15 protein-coding genes are annotated in these 21,064 nt (G+C 67.7%); 2 read left to right on the plus strand and 13 right to left on the minus strand.

The genetic code is table 11. The features are described from left to right. Window positions 1–49 precede the first annotated feature (49 nt). The gene (locus tag AS181_RS10410; RefSeq protein WP_058251522.1) at window positions 50–553 is read right to left on the minus strand and encodes a hypothetical protein; all 504 of its coding nucleotides are present in this window, start codon (window positions 551–553) and stop codon (window positions 50–52) included. A gap of 643 nt (window positions 554–1,196) precedes the next feature. On the opposite strand from AS181_RS10410, the gene AS181_RS10415 reads away from it, so the two are divergent. Together AS181_RS10415 and AS181_RS10420 are read left to right on the plus strand one after the other, a co-directional pair. Then, window positions 1,197–2,273 carry an IS110 family transposase gene (locus tag AS181_RS10415; RefSeq protein ID WP_058251523.1) on the plus strand — a complete coding sequence of 359 codons (1,077 nt, stop codon included), beginning with the start codon at window positions 1,197–1,199 and terminating at the stop codon, window positions 2,271–2,273. Between the two features lie 407 nt (window positions 2,274–2,680). Further along, complete coding sequence (locus AS181_RS10420) at window positions 2,681–3,940, plus strand: HNH endonuclease (RefSeq protein WP_058251673.1); 1,260 nt, start codon at window positions 2,681–2,683, stop codon at window positions 3,938–3,940. 890 nt (window positions 3,941–4,830) lie between these two features. Here the strand turns inward: AS181_RS10420 and AS181_RS10425 are convergent. The 12 genes from AS181_RS10425 to AS181_RS10480 form a co-directional block, all read right to left on the minus strand. Continuing rightward, window positions 4,831–5,574, minus strand: a complete 744-nt coding sequence (locus tag AS181_RS10425; RefSeq protein WP_082652915.1) for a sulfite exporter TauE/SafE family protein — start codon at window positions 5,572–5,574, stop codon at window positions 4,831–4,833. Further along, window positions 5,561–7,135, minus strand: a complete 1,575-nt coding sequence (gene purH / locus AS181_RS10430; protein ID WP_058251525.1) for a bifunctional phosphoribosylaminoimidazolecarboxamide formyltransferase/IMP cyclohydrolase — start codon at window positions 7,133–7,135, stop codon at window positions 5,561–5,563. The genes AS181_RS10425 and purH overlap by 14 nt, the downstream gene beginning before the upstream one ends. Next, window positions 7,132–7,755 carry a phosphoribosylglycinamide formyltransferase gene (gene purN / locus AS181_RS10435; protein WP_058251526.1) on the minus strand — a complete coding sequence of 208 codons (624 nt, stop codon included), beginning with the start codon at window positions 7,753–7,755 and terminating at the stop codon, window positions 7,132–7,134. The genes purH and purN overlap by 4 nt, the downstream gene beginning before the upstream one ends. Window positions 7,756–7,832: 77 nt before the next feature. Then, on the minus strand, window positions 7,833–9,449 hold the full coding sequence (locus AS181_RS10440; protein ID WP_058251674.1) for a cell division protein PerM: 1,617 nt from the start codon (window positions 9,447–9,449) through the stop codon (window positions 7,833–7,835). Between the two features lie 142 nt (window positions 9,450–9,591). After that, window positions 9,592–10,791, minus strand: coding sequence for a DUF5336 domain-containing protein (locus AS181_RS10445; protein WP_058251527.1), 1,200 nt, complete (start codon window positions 10,789–10,791; stop codon window positions 9,592–9,594). A 172-nt stretch (window positions 10,792–10,963) separates the two neighbouring features. Then, window positions 10,964–12,916, minus strand: a complete 1,953-nt coding sequence (locus AS181_RS10450; RefSeq protein ID WP_442902777.1) for an acetoacetate--CoA ligase — start codon at window positions 12,914–12,916, stop codon at window positions 10,964–10,966. Window positions 12,917–12,954: 38 nt separating this feature from the next. Next, entirely contained in the window at window positions 12,955–14,598 is a 1,644-nt protein-coding gene (locus AS181_RS10455) for an AMP-binding protein (RefSeq protein ID WP_058251529.1), read from the minus strand. 55 nt (window positions 14,599–14,653) lie between these two features. Then, window positions 14,654–15,568: an HpcH/HpaI aldolase/citrate lyase family protein gene (locus tag AS181_RS10460; protein ID WP_058251675.1), complete on the minus strand. Its 915-nt coding sequence runs from the start codon at window positions 15,566–15,568 to the stop codon at window positions 14,654–14,656. A 5-nt stretch (window positions 15,569–15,573) separates the two neighbouring features. Beyond that, window positions 15,574–16,068 (minus strand): MaoC family dehydratase, encoded by a 495-nt coding sequence (locus AS181_RS10465; protein WP_058251530.1) that lies wholly within the window; start codon window positions 16,066–16,068, stop codon window positions 15,574–15,576. Then, window positions 16,065–17,210 carry an acyl-CoA dehydrogenase family protein gene (locus AS181_RS10470; protein ID WP_058251531.1) on the minus strand — a complete coding sequence of 382 codons (1,146 nt, stop codon included), beginning with the start codon at window positions 17,208–17,210 and terminating at the stop codon, window positions 16,065–16,067. Before AS181_RS10470 ends, AS181_RS10465 begins: the two co-directional genes overlap by 4 nt. 118 nt (window positions 17,211–17,328) lie before the next feature. Continuing rightward, window positions 17,329–19,365 (minus strand): acetyl/propionyl/methylcrotonyl-CoA carboxylase subunit alpha, encoded by a 2,037-nt coding sequence (locus tag AS181_RS10475; RefSeq protein WP_058251532.1) that lies wholly within the window; start codon window positions 19,363–19,365, stop codon window positions 17,329–17,331. A 44-nt stretch (window positions 19,366–19,409) separates the two neighbouring features. Continuing rightward, window positions 19,410–20,987, minus strand: coding sequence for a carboxyl transferase domain-containing protein (locus tag AS181_RS10480; RefSeq protein WP_058251533.1), 1,578 nt, complete (start codon window positions 20,985–20,987; stop codon window positions 19,410–19,412). Between the last annotated feature and the right edge of the window lie 77 nt (window positions 20,988–21,064).

Here is a 21,064-nt window from a genome sequence, read left to right on the forward strand (position 1 = left end):
ATGTGCATGTGGCGTGGGGTTTCGCTGGTCGCGTCCGTGTGGAAGTTGCCTAGAACACGAACTGCGCGGCCACCTCGGCGACACCGGCCAGCGCGGACTGGACGCGAGCGTGTAGCGCGACTCCGGCGGCTGTCCATCCGGGTTCGTCGTCGAGGTCGGCGTCGTGTGGACGCGCGTTCCACACGTCGTTCCACTCGGTGAGCTCCGCTGCCAGCTCGGGGTCGAGGCCCAGGCGCAATGGGTCGGCGGGGTAGTTCTCGGTGAAGTTCTCCCAGAGTGGTCCGGCGCCCCACTCGGGAAACATGCGGATGAGCCGCAGGCCGTCGGGAAGCACCACCGGTCGTGACTCTGCGGAGCGGGAGGCAAGATATCGCAGTTGCATCTCGGCTCGCCCTGCCCGCTCGACCCGTGTTCGAGCGGGCTCCCGATAGTCGTACCCCGACAGCCACACCAATCGCTCATGGTCGGCTCGATCGTCGACGACGACAGCGAGCGACCACAACTTGCCCTGATCGGTGAAGAAGTAATCGGCGTCCGAGATCACCGTCGTCACATCACATCCGGAGTAGTCGAGGACCTCCGCGCGGTGGCCGGCCCCGTCTTACTCGAAACCGAAGAGTCTCAACGGTGTCTCGTCACCGGCGTCATCGCCACCCGACCGCGCTGTGTTGCTGTTCGTCATCTCTTCACACCCCCGATCGGTGAGCATCTCTCACACATCCAGCCGCCCTAAGCGACAAACCCTTGCGACCGAGGTGCACGACAAGACGCCTGCGCGTCCGAGGTGCGGGAAGCGTACGCATGCTTCCTGATCCGAAAGAACCGCAAACCCCTGGTCCCTGAGGTGCGAGGAGCGCAAGCCGCCGGGCCGAGCAAGCGACGAAGGAGCGCGTCGAGGTCGACGAGCCACGAAGGGCCCTGATGAGGCACCTTGCGAGCCCTTCGTGGCAGTGAGAATGGGTGTGGGTGGTTGACCGGGTTTGGGTCTGACTTACTTCGTGGCTGACGGTGCTGTCATGGGCGAGATGTGTCGGCCCAGAACTTCGGTCGATCACCTGCACCAAGTGACCTTGAGGGCCGGGGCGGGTGTGACCTGATTAGGACCCTGTCTGGCTGGTAGGCCGTGACTCTTCACTGTCCTGTCCACCCGCCCCGGTGAGGTCATCCCACACCGCAGTGAAGGAGACACCGCCAGAATGGCTGAGACAGCAGTGACCACGCAAGTGGTCGTACTCGGAGTCGACACCCATCAACAGACCCATCACGCCGCGATCGTCGCCACCGACGGCCGCCCGCTGGCCGATCGCGAGTTCCCGACCACCACCGCCGGCTACACCCAGTTGTGGCAGTGGGCGTGTGGCTTCGGCCGCGTCGAGGATGCCGCGGTGGAATCGAGCGCCTCCTATGGGGCCGGGTTGACCCGCATGCTCACCGCTGAAGGGGTGCGAGTGATCGAGGTCAACACCCCCGATCTGCCGCGCCGCTACGCCCACGGTAAGACCGATCAACTCGATGCCTACGCCGCGGCGATGGCCGTCATCACCGGCCGCGCCACCGCGGTGGCCAAAGACACCCGCGGCGCGGTCGAATCTGTTCGGATGCTCACCGTGGCAAGGGCTTCGGCCGTCGCAGAGGCCACCCGGATCGGTAACCAGATCCGTGACCTGTGTACCACCGCACCAGCCGAGCACGCCGATCAAGCGCGCCAGGCCCGCACCATCGCCAAGCGGGCAGCATTCATCACAGACTTGCCGGTACCAGCCGAGAAAGCTGATCTGTCCGCGCCGGCCGCGGCGTTCGTGCGCGCGGCGCGGTCGCTGCTCGACCGACACCGACTCGCCCAACAACAAGCCCGGTCCTTGGCCCGCGAACTCACACGACTGCTGAGCAAGCTGGTACCCACCCTGCTCTCGCGCCCGCAGATCGGGCCGATCACCGCCGCCCGCCTGGTGATCACCGCCGGTGACAACGTCGAGCGGATGGGCACCGAGGCACGGTTCGCCAAACTCGTCGGCGCCGCCCCGTTACCGGCATCCTCAGGCAAAACCAGCCGCCACCGACTCAACCGGGGCGGGGACCGGCAAGCCAACAGCGCTCTGCACATGATCGCGGTCGGACGCATGAAATCCCACGCCCCCACCCGCGCCTACGTCGAACGCCGCTCCGCCGAACACAAAACGAAGAAAGACATCCTCCGCTGCCTCAAGCGATACATCGCCCGCGAAGTGTTCCGCGACCTCACCACCGACCTCGGAGCACTTGACAAGCTATAGGACTCCTCTCGCTTCGCTCGCACCTCAGCATGCAGAAGTCTGGACGCTCACGAGTGTTTTTCGTAGTCCACAACGGCCGCCAGGCCGTACCTACTGAGGTGCAAGAAACGAACCCTCCCCCGCTCCCCGAGACGGGAGAAGCGCAAGCACCGACCCCCTCCGTCCCCCGAGGCGCGACGAGCGCAAGCGACGAGCCTCGAAGGGGTCTACACCCCAGGCCGAACTCAAAACCGCTCGCAATCAGGCCGATCGAACGTGAACCGAAATGCGGGACGAGTGTGACTGGAGTACACCTTGTCAACAATCCACGCCCACCCAACGCGAATCGACGCACAGACGACGAAATATGCTGCACAGTCGATGAATTCGTGGTTCTCGGCCTGTGGAATTTTCTCGAAATCGAACGAATGTTCCTGTACCTTGGAGTCATGCCAGAGCTCGCCACTCTCCTCGATCAGCTCATCGAAACCACACCACCCGCCGATGACCCCACGGGCAGAGCGACGTTCGACGCCCTCGAGACGCTGCGTTTGATCCGCAACACCGTCGACCACCAGATCGTCACCCACACAGCGCAACTCGACGACCTCCGTGTCGCCCAGAAAGCGGGCAGCACCACCAAGAAACTGCTGATCGAGTCAGGCCATGCCCCGGTCGCCGCTCTTCGCACCATGCGGAGTGTCGACGCCCTGCCCACGCTGCCCGCCCTGGCGAGTCACGCGGCCGACGGGCGGCTGTCCAGCGAGATCGTCGACGCCATCGTCCGAGGCATCAACCAGATCGACAAGCGTTGTCACAAAGCCCTTTCCGACGACAAGCGCTCACGGTACGAACTCGAACTCATCGCCCAAGCACTCTCCGGCGCAACACCGACACAAGTACTCAAGCATGCCCGAGCCATCGCCAACACTCTGGCGGACACCTCCGACACCAGCGTACCGGCCGCCGACGACCCATCGCTGAACGCGGTCAACGCCCACACCACCGACGACGGCCGCGTCGAAATCCGGGCCGACCTCACCCAGATCGTCGGCGAGAAGTTCCTGGCCATGATCGACGAACGATCGTGTCCACGGCCCGAACCCGACGGAGCCGAAGATCGACGAACCGCCGAGCAGCGCCGTGCCGACGCTTTCGAACTGATCCTCGACCAAGCAGCGATCGGCGCGACCATCGACACCGTCGGAAGCCCACGCACGCAACTGATGCTGACCATCCCCGCCACCGGAGAACTCGCAACGCTGCCGTGGACCGGGACGGTCAGCCATGCCACCGCGAAACAGGTCTCCTGCGACGGATCCCTGATCGAGATCGTCCTCGACAGTGAGGGCGTACCGCTGCAGATGGGCCACACCCGTCGGTTGTATCCGGCACACCTCCGCAAAGCAATCATCGTCCGCGACGCCTGCTGTATCAAATGTGGTGCACCACCGTCATATACCCAGGTCCACCACATCCAGCCATGGGCCGACGGTGGACCCACCGACCTCGACAACGGCTGTTTGCTGTGTCAGCGCTGCCATACGCAGGTCCACCACCACGGCTGGGACATCGTGATGGGTTTCGACCGTCATCCCTGGCTTGTCCCACCCGCGACCATCGATCCGCGGCGCCGACCACTACCCGCCTACAACCGACGCACCATGCGACTCGACGACGCCGCCTGACCGCTGCCGCCACAGACCACCAGACTTTCGCGTAGCAACCTCGCTCCCGGCGCCCGCCCGGGACCGCATCCGTCCCTTGACAACTCCACAGCGACACTGCAGTCGGCTCCGTTCCTGGTCGGATCGTGGACCGGGAACGGGGCCGTACTGTGAAACCCTCGCCGCTACCCCGCCCTTGCACCTGGACCACATGCGGGCTGACGGCCGCCGTGAACTGCCGAATGGGCTGCCGCCCCGTCAGTGGGCCGCGATACTTCCGACTGCGGCAAATCGATGTCCGGTAGCGCACCCTGTTGGGCAGCTTCACCTGCAGGCCGAAGTTTCTCTTAGACAACTGCGCCCAATGGAAAGACCGGCATCGCTGTATGCCCGTGCCCCCGACATTGAAGCGCTCCTTCGGCCGAACGTGCGCTACTGAATACATGCGCAACCGATCCGAGGAGCGCGGTTGCCTCACCCCCGGCCGCAAGGCTCAACCGAGGAGCGCAGTCGACCTCGACCGGCGGGACTGTCTCGCATACCTGCCCCGACTTGTGACCGACAGACTGCAACTCGACTCCCAGACCTCGATCGAAGTCTCTGCCGGTCGAGTTGAAGCTTGCCGGTCGCCGGACCCTTCGTGGCTCGTCGCTGCGCTCCTCGCACCTCAGGGAGCAGGGGCTGACGCGCCCTCCGCAAGCTCCGGACGCACCTCAGGGAGCAGGGGCTGACGCGCCCTCCGCAAGCTCCGGACGCACCTCAGGGAGCAGGGGCTGACGCGCCCTCCGCAAGCTCCGGACGCACCTCAGGGAGCAGGGGCTGACGCGCCCTCCGCAAGCTCCGGACGCACCTCAGGGAGCAGGGGCTGCCGCGGGCACACCGACGACAACCGCCTGCTCATCACGCCGACGTCAGCTGACCGCGAGCCACGCCGCGAGTCCGAGCCCGCACACCCCGACCACGATCCGGAGCGGCCCGGGCGGCAGCCGTTTCACGACAGGCGGGCCGCACCACCCGCCGGCAAGACAGCCGACGGCCATGGCGAGCGCCGCCCACCAGTCGACGGGACCCCAGATCATGAAGCCGATGGCGGCGATCGTGTTGGCGATGCCGAGGAACAACGACTTGGACAACGCTGCGCGCCACAATGGTTCGCTGGTCACCACGAGCATGAGCGCGAGAATCATGATGCCGGCGCCCGCCCCGAAGTACCCGCCGTACACCGAGATCAGCGTCAGGCCCAGGATGAACACCCAGGGACGCTCGGCGTGCGAGGTGGCCCACCGCCGCAGAACCGGTTGCGCCAACAGGGCGATCGCGGCGATCGCCACCAGGAACGGCACGACGGCCTCGAACGCCTCGGCCGGCGTCGACAACAACAGCACCGCCCCGACCGTGCCGCCGATGAGCGCGGCGATCGCGCCGATGGTCAGCCGCCTGCGGTCACCGTCGAGGAGGGAGCGTCCCGACTGTGCGGTACTGCCCACCCCGACGGCGACCAGCGCGACCGTGTTCGTGACATTGGCCGCGATCGGACTGAGTCCGACGGCGAGCAGTGCGGGATAGCTGACGATCGACGCCAGCCCGGTGATGTAGCCGATCAGGCCGGCGCCGAAACCGGCGACGACCAGTAGAGCGAGCTCAGTGAGCGAAATGACGCGCCCCGGTGAGGTAGAGCGTCACGCCCGCCTCGTCGGCCGCCTCGATCACCTCGTTGTCGCGAATCGAACCGCCCGGCTGCGCAACGGCTTTCACCCCGGCCGACAGCAGTACCTGCAGTCCGTCCGGAAAGGGGAAGAACGCGTCCGACGCCCCGACGCTCCCCGCTGCACGGTCACCGGCGCGTTGCACGGCCAGGTGCGCGGAGTCGACGCGATTGACCTGGCCCATGCCGACGCCGACCGACGCACCGTCGGACGCCAGCAGGATGGCGTTGGACTTGACCGAACGGCACGCACGCCAGGCGAACTCGAGGTCGGCAAGGGTCTGGTTGTCGGCCGGCGGACCCGCCACGAGGTTCCAGTTGGCCGGATTGTCGCCGTCGGCGTCGAGGACGTCGCGCTGCTGCATCAGCAGTCCGCCCGACACCGGCTTCGTCTCGATCCCGGTCGCCGCCGGCGGGGTGGCCACCAGGACGCGGATGTTCTTCTTACGGGTCAGCACCGAGAGCGCACCGTCGGCGAAGCCGGGCGCGACGATCACCTCGGTGAAGATCTCGGCGACCTGCTCGGCCATCGCCACGGTGATCTCACGATTCGCCGCGATCACGCCGCCGTAGGCGCTGACCGGATCGCACGCGTGCGCCTTGCGATGCGCCTCCGCGATGTCGGCGCCGATGGCGATGCCACACGGGTTGGCGTGCTTGATGATCGCGACCGCCGGGGCATCGAAGTCGTAGGCGGCGCGCCACGCGGCATCGGCGTCGGTGTAGTTGTTGTAACTCATCTCCTTGCCGTGGAGCTGCTCGGCGGTCGCAACCCCGCCGGCCCCGGCGTTACCGACATACAGTGCGGCCGGCTGGTGCGGGTTCTCGCCGTAACGCAGCACCGCGGAGCGGGTCCAGGTCGCACCGGCCCACGCCGGGAACTGCGACTCGTCCTCGGGCGCAACCACACTCGACATCCACGACGCGACCGCGACGTCATAGTCCGCGGTGTGCCGGAAAGCCTTTGCCGCAAGCTTCTTCCGGTCGACGAGCGAGAACCCGTCGGCCGTGAGGGCCTCGGTCACCAGCGAGTAGTCATCGGGATCGACCACGACGGCGACCGACGGGTGGTTCTTCGCGGCCCCACGCACCATCGACGGGCCGCCGATGTCGATTTGCTCGATGCACTCGTCCGGAGTCGCACCGGACGCCACCGTCTCGGTGAACGGATAGAGATTGACGACGACGAGATCGAATGCGGCGACGCCCAGTTCGTCGAGCTGAGCCACATGATCGGACTTACGGGTATCGGCGAGGATGCCCGCGTGCACCTTGGGGTGCAGGGTCTTGACGCGGCCGTCGAGGCACTCGGGGAAGCCCGTCAGCGTGGACACCTCCACGACCGGCACGCCCGCGCCGGCGATGGTCTTCGCGGTGGACCCGGTGGACACGATCTCCACTCCGGCCGCGTGTAGTGCCGTCGCGAGGTCGGCGAGACCGCTCTTGTCGTAGACACTCACCAGCGCGCGCCGAATCGGTCGACGAGAGCTGTCAGAGCTGGGTGCGTTCACGGGATGCGGGCCTTTCGTCCATCGATGACTACTCCTCGGGTGACCAGTGCGGTCACCACGTCGGCGAGCAACACACGCTCAACCGTCTTGATGCGTTCGTGCAGGGTGTCGACCGTGTCGTCGTCGTCGACGGTGACCACTCGTTGCGCGAGGATCGGGCCGGTGTCGACGCCTTCGTCGACCAGATGCACCGTCGCGCCCGTGACCTTGACGCCGTAGTCGAGCGCCTCGACGACACCGTGGGCGCCCGGGAACGCGGGTAGCAGCGCTGGATGACTGTTGACGACGCGACCGCCGAACCGGCCGAGAAAAGCCGGGCCGAGGATCTTCATGAAACCGGCGGTCACCACCCACTCCGGCTCGATCGCGGCGACCTCGTCGGTCAGCGCACGATCCCACGTCGCACGGTCGGCGTGGTCGGCGACACGGCAGGTGATGAGCGGGATGTCGTGGCGCTGCGCGACCTCTTGCGCCCGGCACGAGCGGTCGACCACGATCGCCGCGACACGGAACGGGGCATCCTCGTCACCGGCGCGCGCGATCAGCGATTCCAGCAGCGAACCGGTGCCCGACGCCATCACCACCAGCGGGGTGCGACCAGGTGCCGTCGGGGATGTCACGTCGTCGAGACTAATCGCCGCACGTTGGGCCGCCCGCGCCGGGTGGCGCCGCCGGAGCACGCCCGGGAAGCGCGCTGTCAGCGTTGCCGTGAGGCCCCGTGCGAACCGGGATGGAGGTCGTGATCCACGTCGACGGCGAGATCCGCCACGTCGAGATCGTCGTCGTACACGCGGTTCTTCGCCGGCGCGCGCCCGGATGCGGTGTCGAGATCGGAGTCGTCCGGGTCCGACGCGGCGACGTTCTCCGCGTCGTCGTCCGCGAGGTCAGCGTCCCCGAATTCACCGTCGTCGAACTCACCGTCGTCGTAGTCCGAGTCCTCGTACTCGCCGTCCTCGAATTCGCCGTCCTCGACCTCTGAGTACTCGGCGTACTCGTCGTCCTCGTCCAGATCGGTGACGATGACGTATTCGTCCTCGTAACCGAGGTCGAGTGGATCCTCGAAGTACTCCTCGCCGACAGCGAGACGTGCCGCTCGGGTCGACGGCAGGAAGGCGTAGACGAGCACGATGAGCAGGCCGACGACCGCGATCCAACCCAGTGTGAAGACCCCGGCCGCCGACACCGTCACGACGACCTCGCCGAACTCCCCCAGCGTTCCACCCGCCGAGACGGTGAGAACGGCGACCACCGAAGCCGCGACCGCCGCGGCGACACCCACCGAACGCACGTGGGCCATGGGATCGAGGTCGCGGCATCGCCAGCCGACGAACGCGGCGACACCGGCCGGCACGAGCAGTCCGACGAATCCCCATGCCCCGGCACCCGGCCCGTCGGGAAGGACCGCGAGAACCGGGACGGGCGGGACGGCGTCACCGCGGACCGTGAACAGGTCGACCGTCGTCGCACCGATCTGGACGTCGGAACCCACGAGCACCGCCATCGCGGCGACCATCACGTTCGGGAGGTAGAGCATCGACAGCAGGGTGAGTCCCAGGAACCCGTCGAAGTCGTAACCGGTTTCGATCAGTTCACCGATCTGCCCGTGCCTCATCAACATTCGCAGACACACCAGCACGGCTCCGGCCACCAGTAGCAGCAGCGCCGCCACCAGCCCGTACCGGAAACCGCGACGATCGGCGTGGGTCACGCCCCCGCGGACGGCGAAGTCGCGTCGCCGGCTCCACACGACACCGGCGACCGCCGCACCGCCGTGTACGCCGAGGGTGTAGAGGAACGCGAGCAGCGCGTTGGGCGTCTGCACCGGCAGGACCGACCCGCCGTCCATGACGACCGCCAGGGACATCGCGGTGATGAGAACGGGACCGATCACCGCCGAGAACACGACGGCGCCGAGGTCGAACAGGTCGTGCCGATCGCGTTCGTTCGAGTTCGTGCCACCGGCGACGGCCCGGGCCGTCAGCCAGGCAGTGCCGGCGGCGACCGCCAGCGTCGGCAGCAGCGGCAGCACACCTATGGTGACCCCGCTGATCGTGACCGGCATCTGGTGGACGGCCAGCCAGCCCGAGGCGATCGCACTCGGCAGTCCGGTCAGGCCGCTGCCGGCCAGCAGCAGCACCGAGAGCATCACGACGATCAGCGTCACCAGCGCTATCGCGGGAACGGTGAACGCGACAACCGCGAGCTGCCGGGCCGAGCCCTCGGCCGCCGTGCGCTGCGCACGACGTGATCGCCGCAGGTTACGCAGCTGCGACGCCAGATTGTCCGTGGTCGGGTCCGACTTGAGGGAGGGCATCGTCATGAGCCTGACACGGTCCCGGCCGAGGCCGTCGTAGACGCGCCGAGCGGGCTGCGAAAGGGAGTCAGCTCACCGCTGGACCGTCCGCACAACGACAGTGCCCCGTCGACCGATGGTCGACGGGGCACTGTGGGTTCTGTCAGTTGCCGCTGCCGGTGGGCGGTTCCGGCTTCTGGAAGACCGTGGTGGAGTGGTCTCCGGCCGGGGTGTCGGTGCCCGAGGGGCTGGCGGATCCACTGGGCGCGGCCGGGGATGCGCCCGAGGCGCCGGCCGCGTACTGGCCGGGACGGTAGTCCCCGTAGCCCGACTCGCCGTGACCGGAGGCCGATGCCGACGATTCGCTCGCACCGCCGGAGTAACCGCTCTGACCGGCGGTCGACGCGCCCGACGACTGCGAGTAGGCCGACGGGTCGTAGTTCGCCGACGACTGCTGGCCGTACTGAGCCTGCGCGCTGCCGGTGCCGTAGGCGGTGGTCTGCGCCTCACCGTAGCCACCGGTCTGCTGGTGAGCGCCGGTGTCGGACTGCGCGGCCGACGAGCCGGGGGCTACCGCGGCGGTCGCCGAGCCCACCGCGGGCGCCACCTTGATGACGCCGGCGTCGACGAGCAACCACACGACTGCGAGAACCGCGGACAGGAGGGTGAAGATCAGCAGCACGATCGCCCCGGCACCGTTGTCGTCGATGTTGAGGAACTGGAACAGCGTGATCAGGAACGAGGTGATCGCCAGCGACGCCACGATCGGCGCCGCAGGCACCTTGATGCCCGGGATCAGCGAGATGAGCGCCAGGATTCCGGCAACGCTGATCAGCGTGTACGGCGCGTTGTACTGGGTCTGGAACAGCTTGAGCGCGAAGTCATAGGTCTCGGCGGCGGACAGGAACCCGCTGAAGAGGACGATGAGGCCGAAGGCGCCGATCGCGGCGGCGAGGAGAACCGGGGTGATGGCCGGCAGTCCCTGACTCGGCGTCTTGGTCGGCTGCGGGGAGTATCCGTACTGGCCGTAGCCCTGCTGGCCCTGCTGGTCCTGGCCGTATCCGGGTTGGCCGTACCCCTGCTGGCCGTATCCCTGCTGGCCATATCCCGGCGCGGGGCTCTGGCCGTAACCCGGCTGCCCCTGGCCGTAGGACTGTCCGCTCTGACCGTACTGCTGGCCCCCGTACTGCTGACCCCCGTACTGCTGGGCCTGACCGTACTGATCGGAACCGGGCGCGGGGCTCGCCTGCGGACCCGTGTTGTGCGCGCCGGACTGGGGATATCCGGATTGATTGCCGTACTGGCCGTAGGACTGGCCGGACTCGGGCTGCTGCTGCCCGTAGCCGCCGGGTGGGTAGGTCATGACGATCTCCTGGTCGGGTCGGTCGGTCAGGATCAGCGGGTCGCGTCGAGGTGACGGCGTCCGGCCGTCGCCCCCCCACGAGCGCAGAACTGTCGACCACGCTAGTACACATACCAGCCGGGTCCCATGACCCTTGCACATCGGGGTCGCCCCGCCGGGCCACGAATCCCGCTCACCAGCGATGCGCGCGCCCTTGCTCGGCGTACCAGTTGATCAGCGCGTAGTCGTCGACCGCCTTGGGGTCGATGTTGACCTCGGAACGGCCCGCCAGAATCGCGGTGACCGGAACCTCGAGCTTCTTTCCGGTCCGGGTGTGCGGAATCCCGGGGGCCTCGATGACCTCTTCGGGCACATGGCGTTTGGAGAGGCGGTCGCGGACCGCGCCCGCGATCCGGCCGATCAGCGCGTCGTCGAGCGTCGCGCCGGGGACCAGGGTGACGAACAGCGGCATCCAGTAGGCGCCGTCCGGTCCGTCGACACCGAGCACGAAGGCCTCGGCGATCTCGTCGAGCGCTTCGACGACCTCGTAGATGTCGGCCGATCCCATCCGGATCCCGTGGCGGTTCAACGTCGCGTCGCTGCGGCCGTGGATCACGAGCGACCCACGTTCGGTCACCGTCACCCAGTCGCCGTGCCGCCAGACCGGTTTCTCGGGATTCGACGCACCGCCCTCCCATTCGTGGGCGAAATAAGCCGCGCGGTAGCGCGCACCGTCGGGATCGTCCCAGAAGCTCACGGGCATCGACGGCATCGGCGCGGTGACGACGAGTTCACCCACCTCCCCCACCAGCGGGCGGGCGTCGGGCGACCAACTCTCCAGTGCCACACCGAGGTAGCGCACCGACAGCTCCCCCGGGACGACCGGTACACCGGTGGAGCCGCCGGCGAACGCGGACACGATGTCGGTGCCGCCGCTGATCGACGAGATGGGCAGTCCGGCCCCGACGTGGTCGTCGACCCAGGTGAAAAGATCTGCGGCGAGCGATGATCCGGTACTCCCGAGAGTGCGCAACCGACCGAGGTCGTGCCGGCGGCCCGGTTCCAGACCCGCCTTCCGCGAGGCCTGCAGCTGACCGGGACTCGTGCCGAAGTAGGTGACGTGCTCGTCGTCGACGACCTGCCACAGGCGGTCGGCGTCGGGGTACAGGGGCGAACCGCTGTAACAGACGATCCGCGAACCGCAGAGAAGTCCGGCGACCTGATAGTTCCACATCATCCAGCTGAGCGCGGTCTGCCAGAAGAACACGTCGTCTGCGGACAGATCGCCGTGCAGGGCACCGGCTTTCAGGTGCTCCAGCAGGACTCCCCCGTGTCCGTGCACGATGCCTTTGGGAGTTCCGGTGGTGCCGGAACTGAACAGCACCCAGAGCGGATGATCGAAGGGCACCTTGACGAGGTGGAAGTCGCCGGGGTCGCTGGTGACGGCGTCGGCATAGTCGAGGGCCGACGAAGACTCCTCGGTCGCGCCGATCGTGATGTGCGCGACCAGGTCCGGCAGTAGCCCGGCGAGCTCGGCGCTGTCGGCGCGCTTGTCGACGACCTTGCCGTTGTAGCGATATCCGGCGGCGGTGAACAGGACCTTGGGTGCGAGTTGGCCTAGTCGACCGGCTGCCCCCTGCGGGGCATAGTCCTGTCCACATCCGGACCAGATCGCGCCCAGGGATGCGGTGGCCAGGAAGGCAATGACGGCCTCGGGGATGTCGGGGAGGTAGGCGGCCACCACGTCCCCCGACCCCACTCCGCGCGCACGCAGGGCCGCGGCCAGGCCCGCGACCTGCGCCGGCAGTTCCGCCCACGCGATCTCGGAACGGTCACCGGCCTCGTCGATGCCCACGATCGCGGCACCGGGCAGGGCGGCGTGCCGCAGGATCTGATCGACGTAGTTCAACCGCATCCCGGGGAACCAGACCGCACCGGGCATCCGGTCGTCGGCGAGCACCGCCTCGTCCCCGGGGCCGAGCGGCTCCGCGGCGAGGGCGTCGAGGTCGAAGAATTCCCAGACGGCACGCCAGAACCGGGCCGGATGTTCCACCGACCACGACCACAGATCGTCGTAATCGCCTGTGTCGGTCTCGAACCGCCCGGTCTCGAAACGCTCGGCGACGAAGCGGCCGAACCGGTCCATCTGGGTGCTCGTGACCCGCTCCGCAGTCCTCGACGTGCTCATCGCAACTGCTCGAGGATCGAGACCGCCTCGTCGCGCATCGCCACCTTGCGGACCTTCCCGGTGACGGTCATCGGGAACTCCTCGACCACATGGACGTACCGCGGGATCTTGTGTCGCGCGATCTTGCCGGTCGCGAACTCGCGCAGGTCGTCGGCGGTGAATTCGGTTGCGGTGTCGCGCAACCGGACCCAGGCCATCAGCTCCTCGCCGTATTTCACGTCGGGCACCCCGATCACCTGGGCGTCGAGGATGTCGGGATGGGTGTAGAGGAACTCCTCGATCTCGCGCGGGTAGATGTTCTCCCCGCCGCGGATCACCATGTCCTTGATGCGCCCGGTGATCCGGACATAACCGTTCTCGTCCATGTCGGCGAGGTCGCCGGTGTGCATCCAGCCGTCGGCGTCGATGGCCTCGGCCGTCTTCTCCGGGTCGTTCCAGTATCCGGTCATCACCGAGTAACCGCGCGTACACAACTCGCCCGTCTCGCCGCGCGCCGAGGTCTCCCCGGTTCCGGGATCGACGACCTTGATCTCCAGGTGCGGGCCGACCCGCCCGACGGTGGTCACACGCAACTCGAGGGGATCGTCGACCCGCGTCTGCGTCGACACCGGCGACGTCTCGGTCATGCCGTAACAGATCGACACCTCACGCATGTGCATGCGGTCGACGACCTGCCGCATGACGTACTCGGGGCACGGCGACCCCGCCATGATGCCGGTGCGCAGGCTCGACAGGTCGATGTCGAGCCCGTCGTCGAGCAGGCCGAGTTCGGCGATGAACATGGTGGGCACGCCGTAGAGGCTGGTGCAGCGGTACTCCGCGACCGCCTCGAGGGTGGCCCGCGGGTCGAAGGCCGGCGCCGGAATCACCATCGCCGCACCGTGACTCGTCGCCGCAAGGTTACCCATCACCATGCCGAAGCAGTGGTAGAAGGGCACGGGTAGGCAGATCCGGTCGTCGGCGGTGTAGTTCAGCAGTTCGCCGACGAGGTACCCGTTGTTCCCGATGTTCCGGTGCGACAGCGTCGCACCCTTCGGGAAACCCGTTGTACCCGAGGTGTACTGGATGTTGATCGGGTCGTCGGGTGAGAGCGACGCAGCGATCTCGTCGACGCGTGTGAGCTCGTCGGCGCTCGGCTCGACACACAGCGCATCCCAGCCGGGGGATTCGAACAGGACCACTTCGCGCAGCTCCGGGCACTGTGGCCGGGCCTGGTCGAGCATCGTCGAATAGGCCGAGTCCTTGAAGCTCTCGGCGGCCAGGACGACGCTCGTCCCGGACTGCTGCAGCGCGTACTCGATCTCGTTCTGCCGGTACGCGGGATTGAGATTGACCAGCACGGCGCCGATCTCGGCCGCGGCGTACTGGGTCAACACCCATTCGAACCGGTTCGGCGACCACAGCCCGACGCGGTCGCCGACCGACACGCCGAGTCGTAGCAGTCCGGCCGCGAGCGCGCGTACGTCACGGTGGAACTCGGTGTATCGCCATTCCCGCCGTGCGGCGGCGTCGATCAACGCGGTTCGCTCGCCGTGGTCCGCGACGGTTCGGGCCAGGGTGGCTCCGATGGTCTCGGTGAGCAGTGCCGGTGTCTCCTCACCGCGCGTGTGTGCAGGCTTCGGGTGCGCCTCGGTGCTCATGTTCTCGCTCCGGTCTGTTCTCGGGGGGTGGATGCCCGGATGGTCGGGGGCTTCGTCAGTTCTCGGGGGCGGGATCGGTACGCGTACCGCTCACACGGGACAGGACGACCTCCGCCTGGCGCAGGACCGGCCCGTCGATCATCTGACCGTCGAGGCTGAACACCCCGCCCGCGTGTTCGGCCGCACCGTCGAGGACCTTGCGCGCCCACTCGACCGCCTCGTCCGACGGGCGGTAACCGTTCCGGATGTGATCGACCTGGGACGGATGGATGCATGCGGTCGCGGTGTAACCCAGGGCCACCGCGTCGCGGACCTCGGCGACGAGTCCGTCGACGTCGGAGATGTCGAGGTGCACCGAGTCGACGGCGAACTTCCCGTACGCGGCGGCCGCGATGCGGACCATCGACCGGACCCAACTCGCGACGTCCCGGTACTCACCCGGCCGGGCTTCACCCGGACCGAACCGGCTCGACGTGCCGCCGAGGCCCGCGACGAGATCCTCTGCCCCCCACATCAGTCCGATGCAGTTGGAGGTGGCGGCGATGTCGCGGGCGCGGGTCGCGCCGAGCGGCGTCTCGATCAGTGCGATCGTCTGGAACGCGGTGTCCAGGATCGAGGACACGTCCTCGGCCTTGGCCTGCATGACCACCCGGTAGTTCGTCTCCGAGACGGCGGCGAGATCGCGCCGGTAGTCGCCGGTACCGGCCGGGTTGATCCGCACGATGGTGCGGTCCGGATCGACCGGATTGGCGACGAGAGCCTCCCGGGCTGCGGCGCGGTTCGTCGGCGACACCGCGTCCTCGAGGTCGAGGATGACGACGTCGGCCCGGTCGAGGGCCTTCTGGTATCGCTCGGGACGGTCCGCCGGGCAGAACAACATCGCCGGCCCGGGCGGCAGCCACGCGTTGGTGAGCTGCCCCGACAGTCCGGAACCCGCGACCGGGCCGCCGGGTGGGTCCTCGAAGAACATCGTCGTCACTCCGTCCGTTGCCTGCGCACCAGCGTTGCTCGTGCGGCGCGGGCGACGACCTCGCCGTGCTGGTTGCGTCCGATGTGGGTCAAGTTCACCACGCCCTCACCCGGACGCGACCGCGATTCGCGTTTACCGGTGCACTCGGTCTCCGCGTACAGGGTGTCGCCGGCGAACAACGGCGCCGGGAAGGCGACCTCGCTGAAGCCCAGGTTCGCCACGAGGGTGCCCTGGGTGAGTTGGGAGACCGACAATCCCACGATCGTCGACAGGGTGAACATGGAGTTGATCAGTCGTTGCCCGCCGAAACCCGGCTGTTCGGCCGACCAGGCGGCGTCGAGGTGGAGCGCCTGCGTGTTCATGGTCAGCGTCGTGAACAGCACGTTGTCGGCCTCGGTGACAGTGCGTCCGGGCCGGTGTTCGTAGATCGTGCCCTCCTCGAACTCGCCGAACCACAACCCGCGCTGCACGATTCGACGCCCGCCGGTGGTGTCGCTCATGCGAACCCCAGCTCGCGCGCGATCAGCATGAGCTGCACCTCGGTCGTGCCCTCACCGATCTCGAGGATCTTCGAATCGCGGTAGTGCCGGGCGACGGGATATTCGTTCATGAAGCCGTACCCGCCGTGGATCTGCGTGGCCATCCGGGCATTGTCCATCGCCGCCTCACTGGCGATCATCTTGGCGATCGACGCCTCCTTCTTGAAGGGCTTGCCCGCCAACATCTTCGCCGCCGCGTCGTAGTAGGCGGTCCGCGCGACGTGGGCGCGCGCCTCCATCCGGGCGATCGCAAAGGACACCGACTGGTACTCACCGATCGCCTTGCCGAAGGATTGTCGCTCCTTGGCGTACTTCACGCTCTCGTCGACGCACCCCTGGGCGACGCCGGTGGCGAGGGCTGCGATGGCGATCCGCCCCTCGTCGAGGATGGACAGGAAGTTGGCGTATCCGCGGCCGCGGACACCGAGCAGGTTCTCCTTGGGAACGCGTACGTCGGTGAAGGTCAGCGGATGGGTATCCGAGGCATTCCACCCGACCTTGTTGTACGCCGGCTCGGCGGTGAAACCCGGCGTGCCGGACGGCACGATGATCGTGGAGATCTCCTTCTTGCCGTTCTCCTTCACCCCGGTCACCGCGGTCACCGTCACCAGTGAGGTGATGTCGGTCCCCGAGTTGGTGATGAACTGCTTGCCGCCGTTGATGATCCAGGAGTCACCGTCGTCCCGGGCCGTGGTCGCGGTGGCCCCGGCATCCGAACCCGCCCCGGGTTCGGTCAACCCGAAGCCGGCGAGCGCCGTGCCCGCGGTGAGTTCGGGGAGGTACTGCTCTTTCTGCTCCTCGCTGCCGAATCGGTAGATGGGCATGGCGCCCAGACTCACCCCGGCCTCGAGGGTGATGGCGACGGACTGGTCGACCTTGCCGAGTTCCTCCAGCGCGAGTGACAGGGCGAAGTAGTCGCCGCCCATGCCGCCGTACTTCTCGTCGAAGGGAAGCCCGAACAGTCCCATCTTGCCCATCTGGGCGACGACGTCATACGGAAAGCTGTGCTCGGCATCGTGTTTCGCGGCCACCGGCGCCACCACGGTCTGCGCGAAGTCGCGGACCGTCGCGATGAGGTCGGTGTACTCCTGGGTGAGTTCCATGTGAGTGTTCTCCTGGGAAGGTTGTTCGACGGGTGGTTCAGGGCCCTTCGTGGCTCGTCGCTTTCGCTCCTCGCACCTCAGGGATCAGTAAAGGCTCGTCGCTTTCGCTCCTCGCACCTCAGGGATCAAGGGGATCGCCGGCGGTGACGACGGCGAGGATCTGTCCCGCGTCGACCTTGTCCCCCACCTTCACGGAGATGTCGACGGTGCCGTCCACCGGCGCGGTGAGTGCATGTTCCATCTTCATCGCCTCGACGACGACGATCGACTGGCCGGCGGAGACGTCGGCCCCGATCTCGGTGGCGACGGCGACCACGGTGCCCGGCATCGGGCTGGTGATCTCGCCGGCGTGCTCGTCGGCGGCCTCGTCGAGCAGGGGCTTCGCGAGTTCGAGGACCCAGGTGCCCGACGGCCCTCCCACCCACCAGCTCTCTCCGACGCGAACACTCGACCACGACTGCGTCACCCCGTCGACGACCAGGCGGTCCGAGCCGCGACCGTCGCCGGGCTGCGCCGGCTGGTAGACCACGTGCCCGGTCCACGGCGCCTCGGCGTCGTCGTCGAAGGTGACGGTGGCGGTTCCCGAGACGGACCATTCGTCGGCGGCATCGACCTGGATGGCCACCGTCGAATGTCGTCCGCCGGCGACGAGGCGGGTGCGGACCGGAGCGGATCGACCGACCCGCCATCCGACCGCCGAGGACCAGACGTCGTCGGCATCGCGAGCGCCGATCCGTGCCAGACCCACGAGCACCTGTGCCTCGGGAATGGGCTCCGGCGCAGCGTAATCGGTGACGAGGCGGTCCAACAGCTCGGTGTCGAGGTCGGCGTCCACGACCGCCTGCTGGCGCAGGACGAAGCGGCAGAAGTCGATGTTGGTGACCACGCCCAGCACGCGTGTGTGGGCCAGTGCCTGATCGAGACGTTCGAGCGCCTCCTCCCGGTCGGCACCGTAGGCGATGATCTTCGCGAGCATCGGGTCGTAGTCACTGCCGACGCGCAATCCGTCGAGCATGGCCGAGTCGACGCGGATGCCGCCACCGGCCGAGGTGTCGGGATGGACGAGATGCTCGATCGTGCCGCCGGTCGGCAGGAAACCGCGGGCCGGGTCCTCGGCGTACACGCGTGCCTCGATCGCGTGGCCGCTGAGGGTGATCGTGTCCTGCGTCAGACCCAGGACTTCTCCGCGGGCGACGCGGATCTGTTGTTCCACGAGGTCGACTCCGGTGACGAGCTCGGTCACCGGGTGCTCGACCTGCAGGCGGGTGTTCATCTCCATGAAGAAGAACTCGTCGGGCCGGTGCGCCGACACGATGAACTCGACCGTGCCCGCCCCGGTGTAGCCGACACTGCGCGCGGCATCGCACGCGGCCTCACCGATGCGAGCACGGGTCTCGGCGTCGAGCAGCGCCGACGGCGCCTCCTCGATCACCTTCTGGTGCCGCCGCTGCAATGAGCACTCGCGCTCGCCGAGGTGGATGACGTTCCCGTGCTGATCGGCGAGGACCTGCACCTCGATGTGGCGCGGGGTGTCGACGAAATGCTCGAGGAACAGCGCGTCGTCGCCGAACGCGGCGGCGGCCTCACGGCGGGCCCGCTCCAGCGCAGCCGGCAGCTCCGACGCCTCGGCCACGCGATGCATCCCCTTGCCACCGCCACCCGCACTGGGCTTGATGAGAACCGGGAACCCGATGTCGGGTGCCGCGGCGATGAGGTCGTCGTCGGTCAGGCCGGGGCGCGACAGACCCGGCACCACCGGCACGTCGCGAGCGGTGACGGCGGCCCGGGCCGTGATCTTGTCTCCCATCGTCGCGATCGCCTCCGCGGGCGGCCCGATGAAGACGATGCCCGCCTCCGCCAGAGCGGCCGCGAACTTCTGGTTCTCCGACAGGAATCCGTAGCCCGGGTGGACGGCGTCGGCACCGGTCTTGCGTGCCGCGTCGACCACTTTTGCGATGTCGAGGTAGCTCTGGGTGGCGGCGGCCGGGCCGATGTGCACGGCGACGTCGGCCTCCCGGACGTGGCGCGCTTGCGCGTCGGCGTCGGAATAGACGGCGATACTGCGGATTCCCATGTGGCGCAGGGTGTCGATCACCCGGCAGGCGATCTCACCACGGTTGGCCACCAGGACACTGCGGATGGGTCTGGTACTCACGGTCGAAGTCCTCGGGGTAGGCGGAGCGGCGTCGGCATCGGTCGTCACATCCGGAAGACGCCGTAGCGCGGATCGGCGAGCGGTGCGTAGCGGGCGGTCTCGAGAGCGAGGCCGAGCAGTGTCCGGGTCTGTGCTGGGTCGACGATGCCGTCGTCCCACAGCCGCGCCGTCGAGTAGTAGGCATCCGATTGTTGTTCGAACTGTTCGCGGATCGGGGCCTTGAACGCTTCCTCGTCCTCGGTGGACCATTCCGCGCCGGATCGCTCGATCTGGTTGCGTCGCACCGTTCCGAGGGTGTCGGCGGCCTGCGGTCCGCCCATGACCGAGATGCGGGCGTTGGGCCACATCCACAGGAATCTGGGCGAGTACGCGCGTCCGCACATCGAGTAGTTGCCCGCCCCGAAGGAGCCGCCGACCATGACGGTGAACTTGGGCACGCGTGCACACGCCACGGCATTGACCATCTTGGCCCCGTGCTTGGCGATGCCGCCCTGCTCGTAGGCCTTGCCGACCATGAAGCCGGTGATGTTCTGCAGGAACAGCAACGGGATGCGACGCTGGTCGCACAGTTCGATGAAATGAGCTCCCTTCAGCGCGGATTCGCTGAACAGGACACCGTTGTTGGCGACGATCCCCACCGGGTGACCGTGCAGGTGCGCGAACGCCGTCACCAGACTGGTGCCGTAGTTCGCCTTGAACTCGTTGTATTCTCCTCCATCGCACAAGATCTCGATGACCGATCGGACGTCGTACGGAGTTCGCGGGTCGGTGGGCACCACGTCGTAGATGTCGGTCTGCGGCCGCACCGGCTCGCGGACCGGGATCGTCTCCCACTGTGGCGCCTCACGGGGCCCGAGCGTCGCGACGATCTCGCGGACCTTGGCGAGCGCCTGCTGGTCGTTGTCGACGAGGTGGTCGGTGACACCGGAGACCGATGAGTGCATCGCACCACCGCCGAGGTCCTCGGCGGAGACATCTTCTCCGGTCGCCGCCTTCACCAGTGGCGGGCCCGCGAGGAAGATGGTGCCCTGATTGCGCACGATCACCGTCTCGTCGCTCATCGCCGGGACATAGGCCCCGCCGGCGGTCGACGACCCGAGCACCGCGGCGATCTGCGGGATGCCGGCGGCGCTCATGGTCGCCTGATTGAAGAAGATCCGTCCGAAGTGATCCCGGTCGGGGAACACCTCGTCCTGCTGGAGCAACATCGCGCCGCCCGAGTCGACGAGGTAGATGCACGGGAGCCGGTTGGCCGCCGCGATCTCCTGCGCACGCAGATGCTTCTTGACCGTGACCGGGTAGTACGTGCCGCCGGAGACCGTGGCGTCGTTGGCGACGATCATGCACTCTCGACCCGCGACGCGCCCCACGCCGGCGATGACCCCGGCGGCGGGCACCTTGCCGCCGTACATCCCGAAGGCCGCGAGCGGGGCCACCTCGATGAACGGCGACCCGACGTCGAGCAGCCCGTCGACCCGGTCCCGCGGGAGCAACTTTCCGCGAGCGACGTGGCGATCACGAGCCTTCGCGCCGCCGCCGGCGGACACCTCTCGCAGGCGTTCGTCGAGCAGGTCGAGATTGCGCTGGTGTGCGGCCCGGAAGCCGTCGAGCGTGCTGGTCACCGTCGACCCTTCAGTTAGTGGCTATTAACTGAAAGTGATCGTACGCGATGAAGTGGCCCATGTCACGCCCCGGTTCA

It is taken from the genome of Gordonia sp. SGD-V-85 (assembly GCF_001456905.1).
Classification (GTDB): domain Bacteria; phylum Actinomycetota; class Actinomycetes; order Mycobacteriales; family Mycobacteriaceae; genus Gordonia; species Gordonia hongkongensis.

Coding starts and splice junctions, on each gene's coding strand:
- AS181_RS10415 (WP_058251523.1), top strand. CDS start 1,197: ATGGCTGAGACAGCAGTGACCACGCAAGTGGTCGTACTCGGAGTCGAC.
- AS181_RS10420 (WP_058251673.1), top strand. CDS start 2,681: ATGTTCCTGTACCTTGGAGTCATGCCAGAGCTCGCCACTCTCCTCGAT.
- AS181_RS10440 (WP_058251674.1), bottom strand. CDS start 9,449: ATGCCCTCCCTCAAGTCGGACCCGACCACGGACAATCTGGCGTCGCAG.
- AS181_RS10445 (WP_058251527.1), bottom strand. CDS start 10,791: ATGACCTACCCACCCGGCGGCTACGGGCAGCAGCAGCCCGAGTCCGGC.
- AS181_RS10450 (WP_442902777.1), bottom strand. CDS start 12,916: ATGGACCGGTTCGGCCGCTTCGTCGCCGAGCGTTTCGAGACCGGGCGG.
- AS181_RS10455 (WP_058251529.1), bottom strand. CDS start 14,598: ATGAGCACCGAGGCGCACCCGAAGCCTGCACACACGCGCGGTGAGGAG.
- AS181_RS10460 (WP_058251675.1), bottom strand. CDS start 15,568: ATGTTCTTCGAGGACCCACCCGGCGGCCCGGTCGCGGGTTCCGGACTG.
- AS181_RS10465 (WP_058251530.1), bottom strand. CDS start 16,068: ATGAGCGACACCACCGGCGGGCGTCGAATCGTGCAGCGCGGGTTGTGG.
- AS181_RS10470 (WP_058251531.1), bottom strand. CDS start 17,210: ATGGAACTCACCCAGGAGTACACCGACCTCATCGCGACGGTCCGCGAC.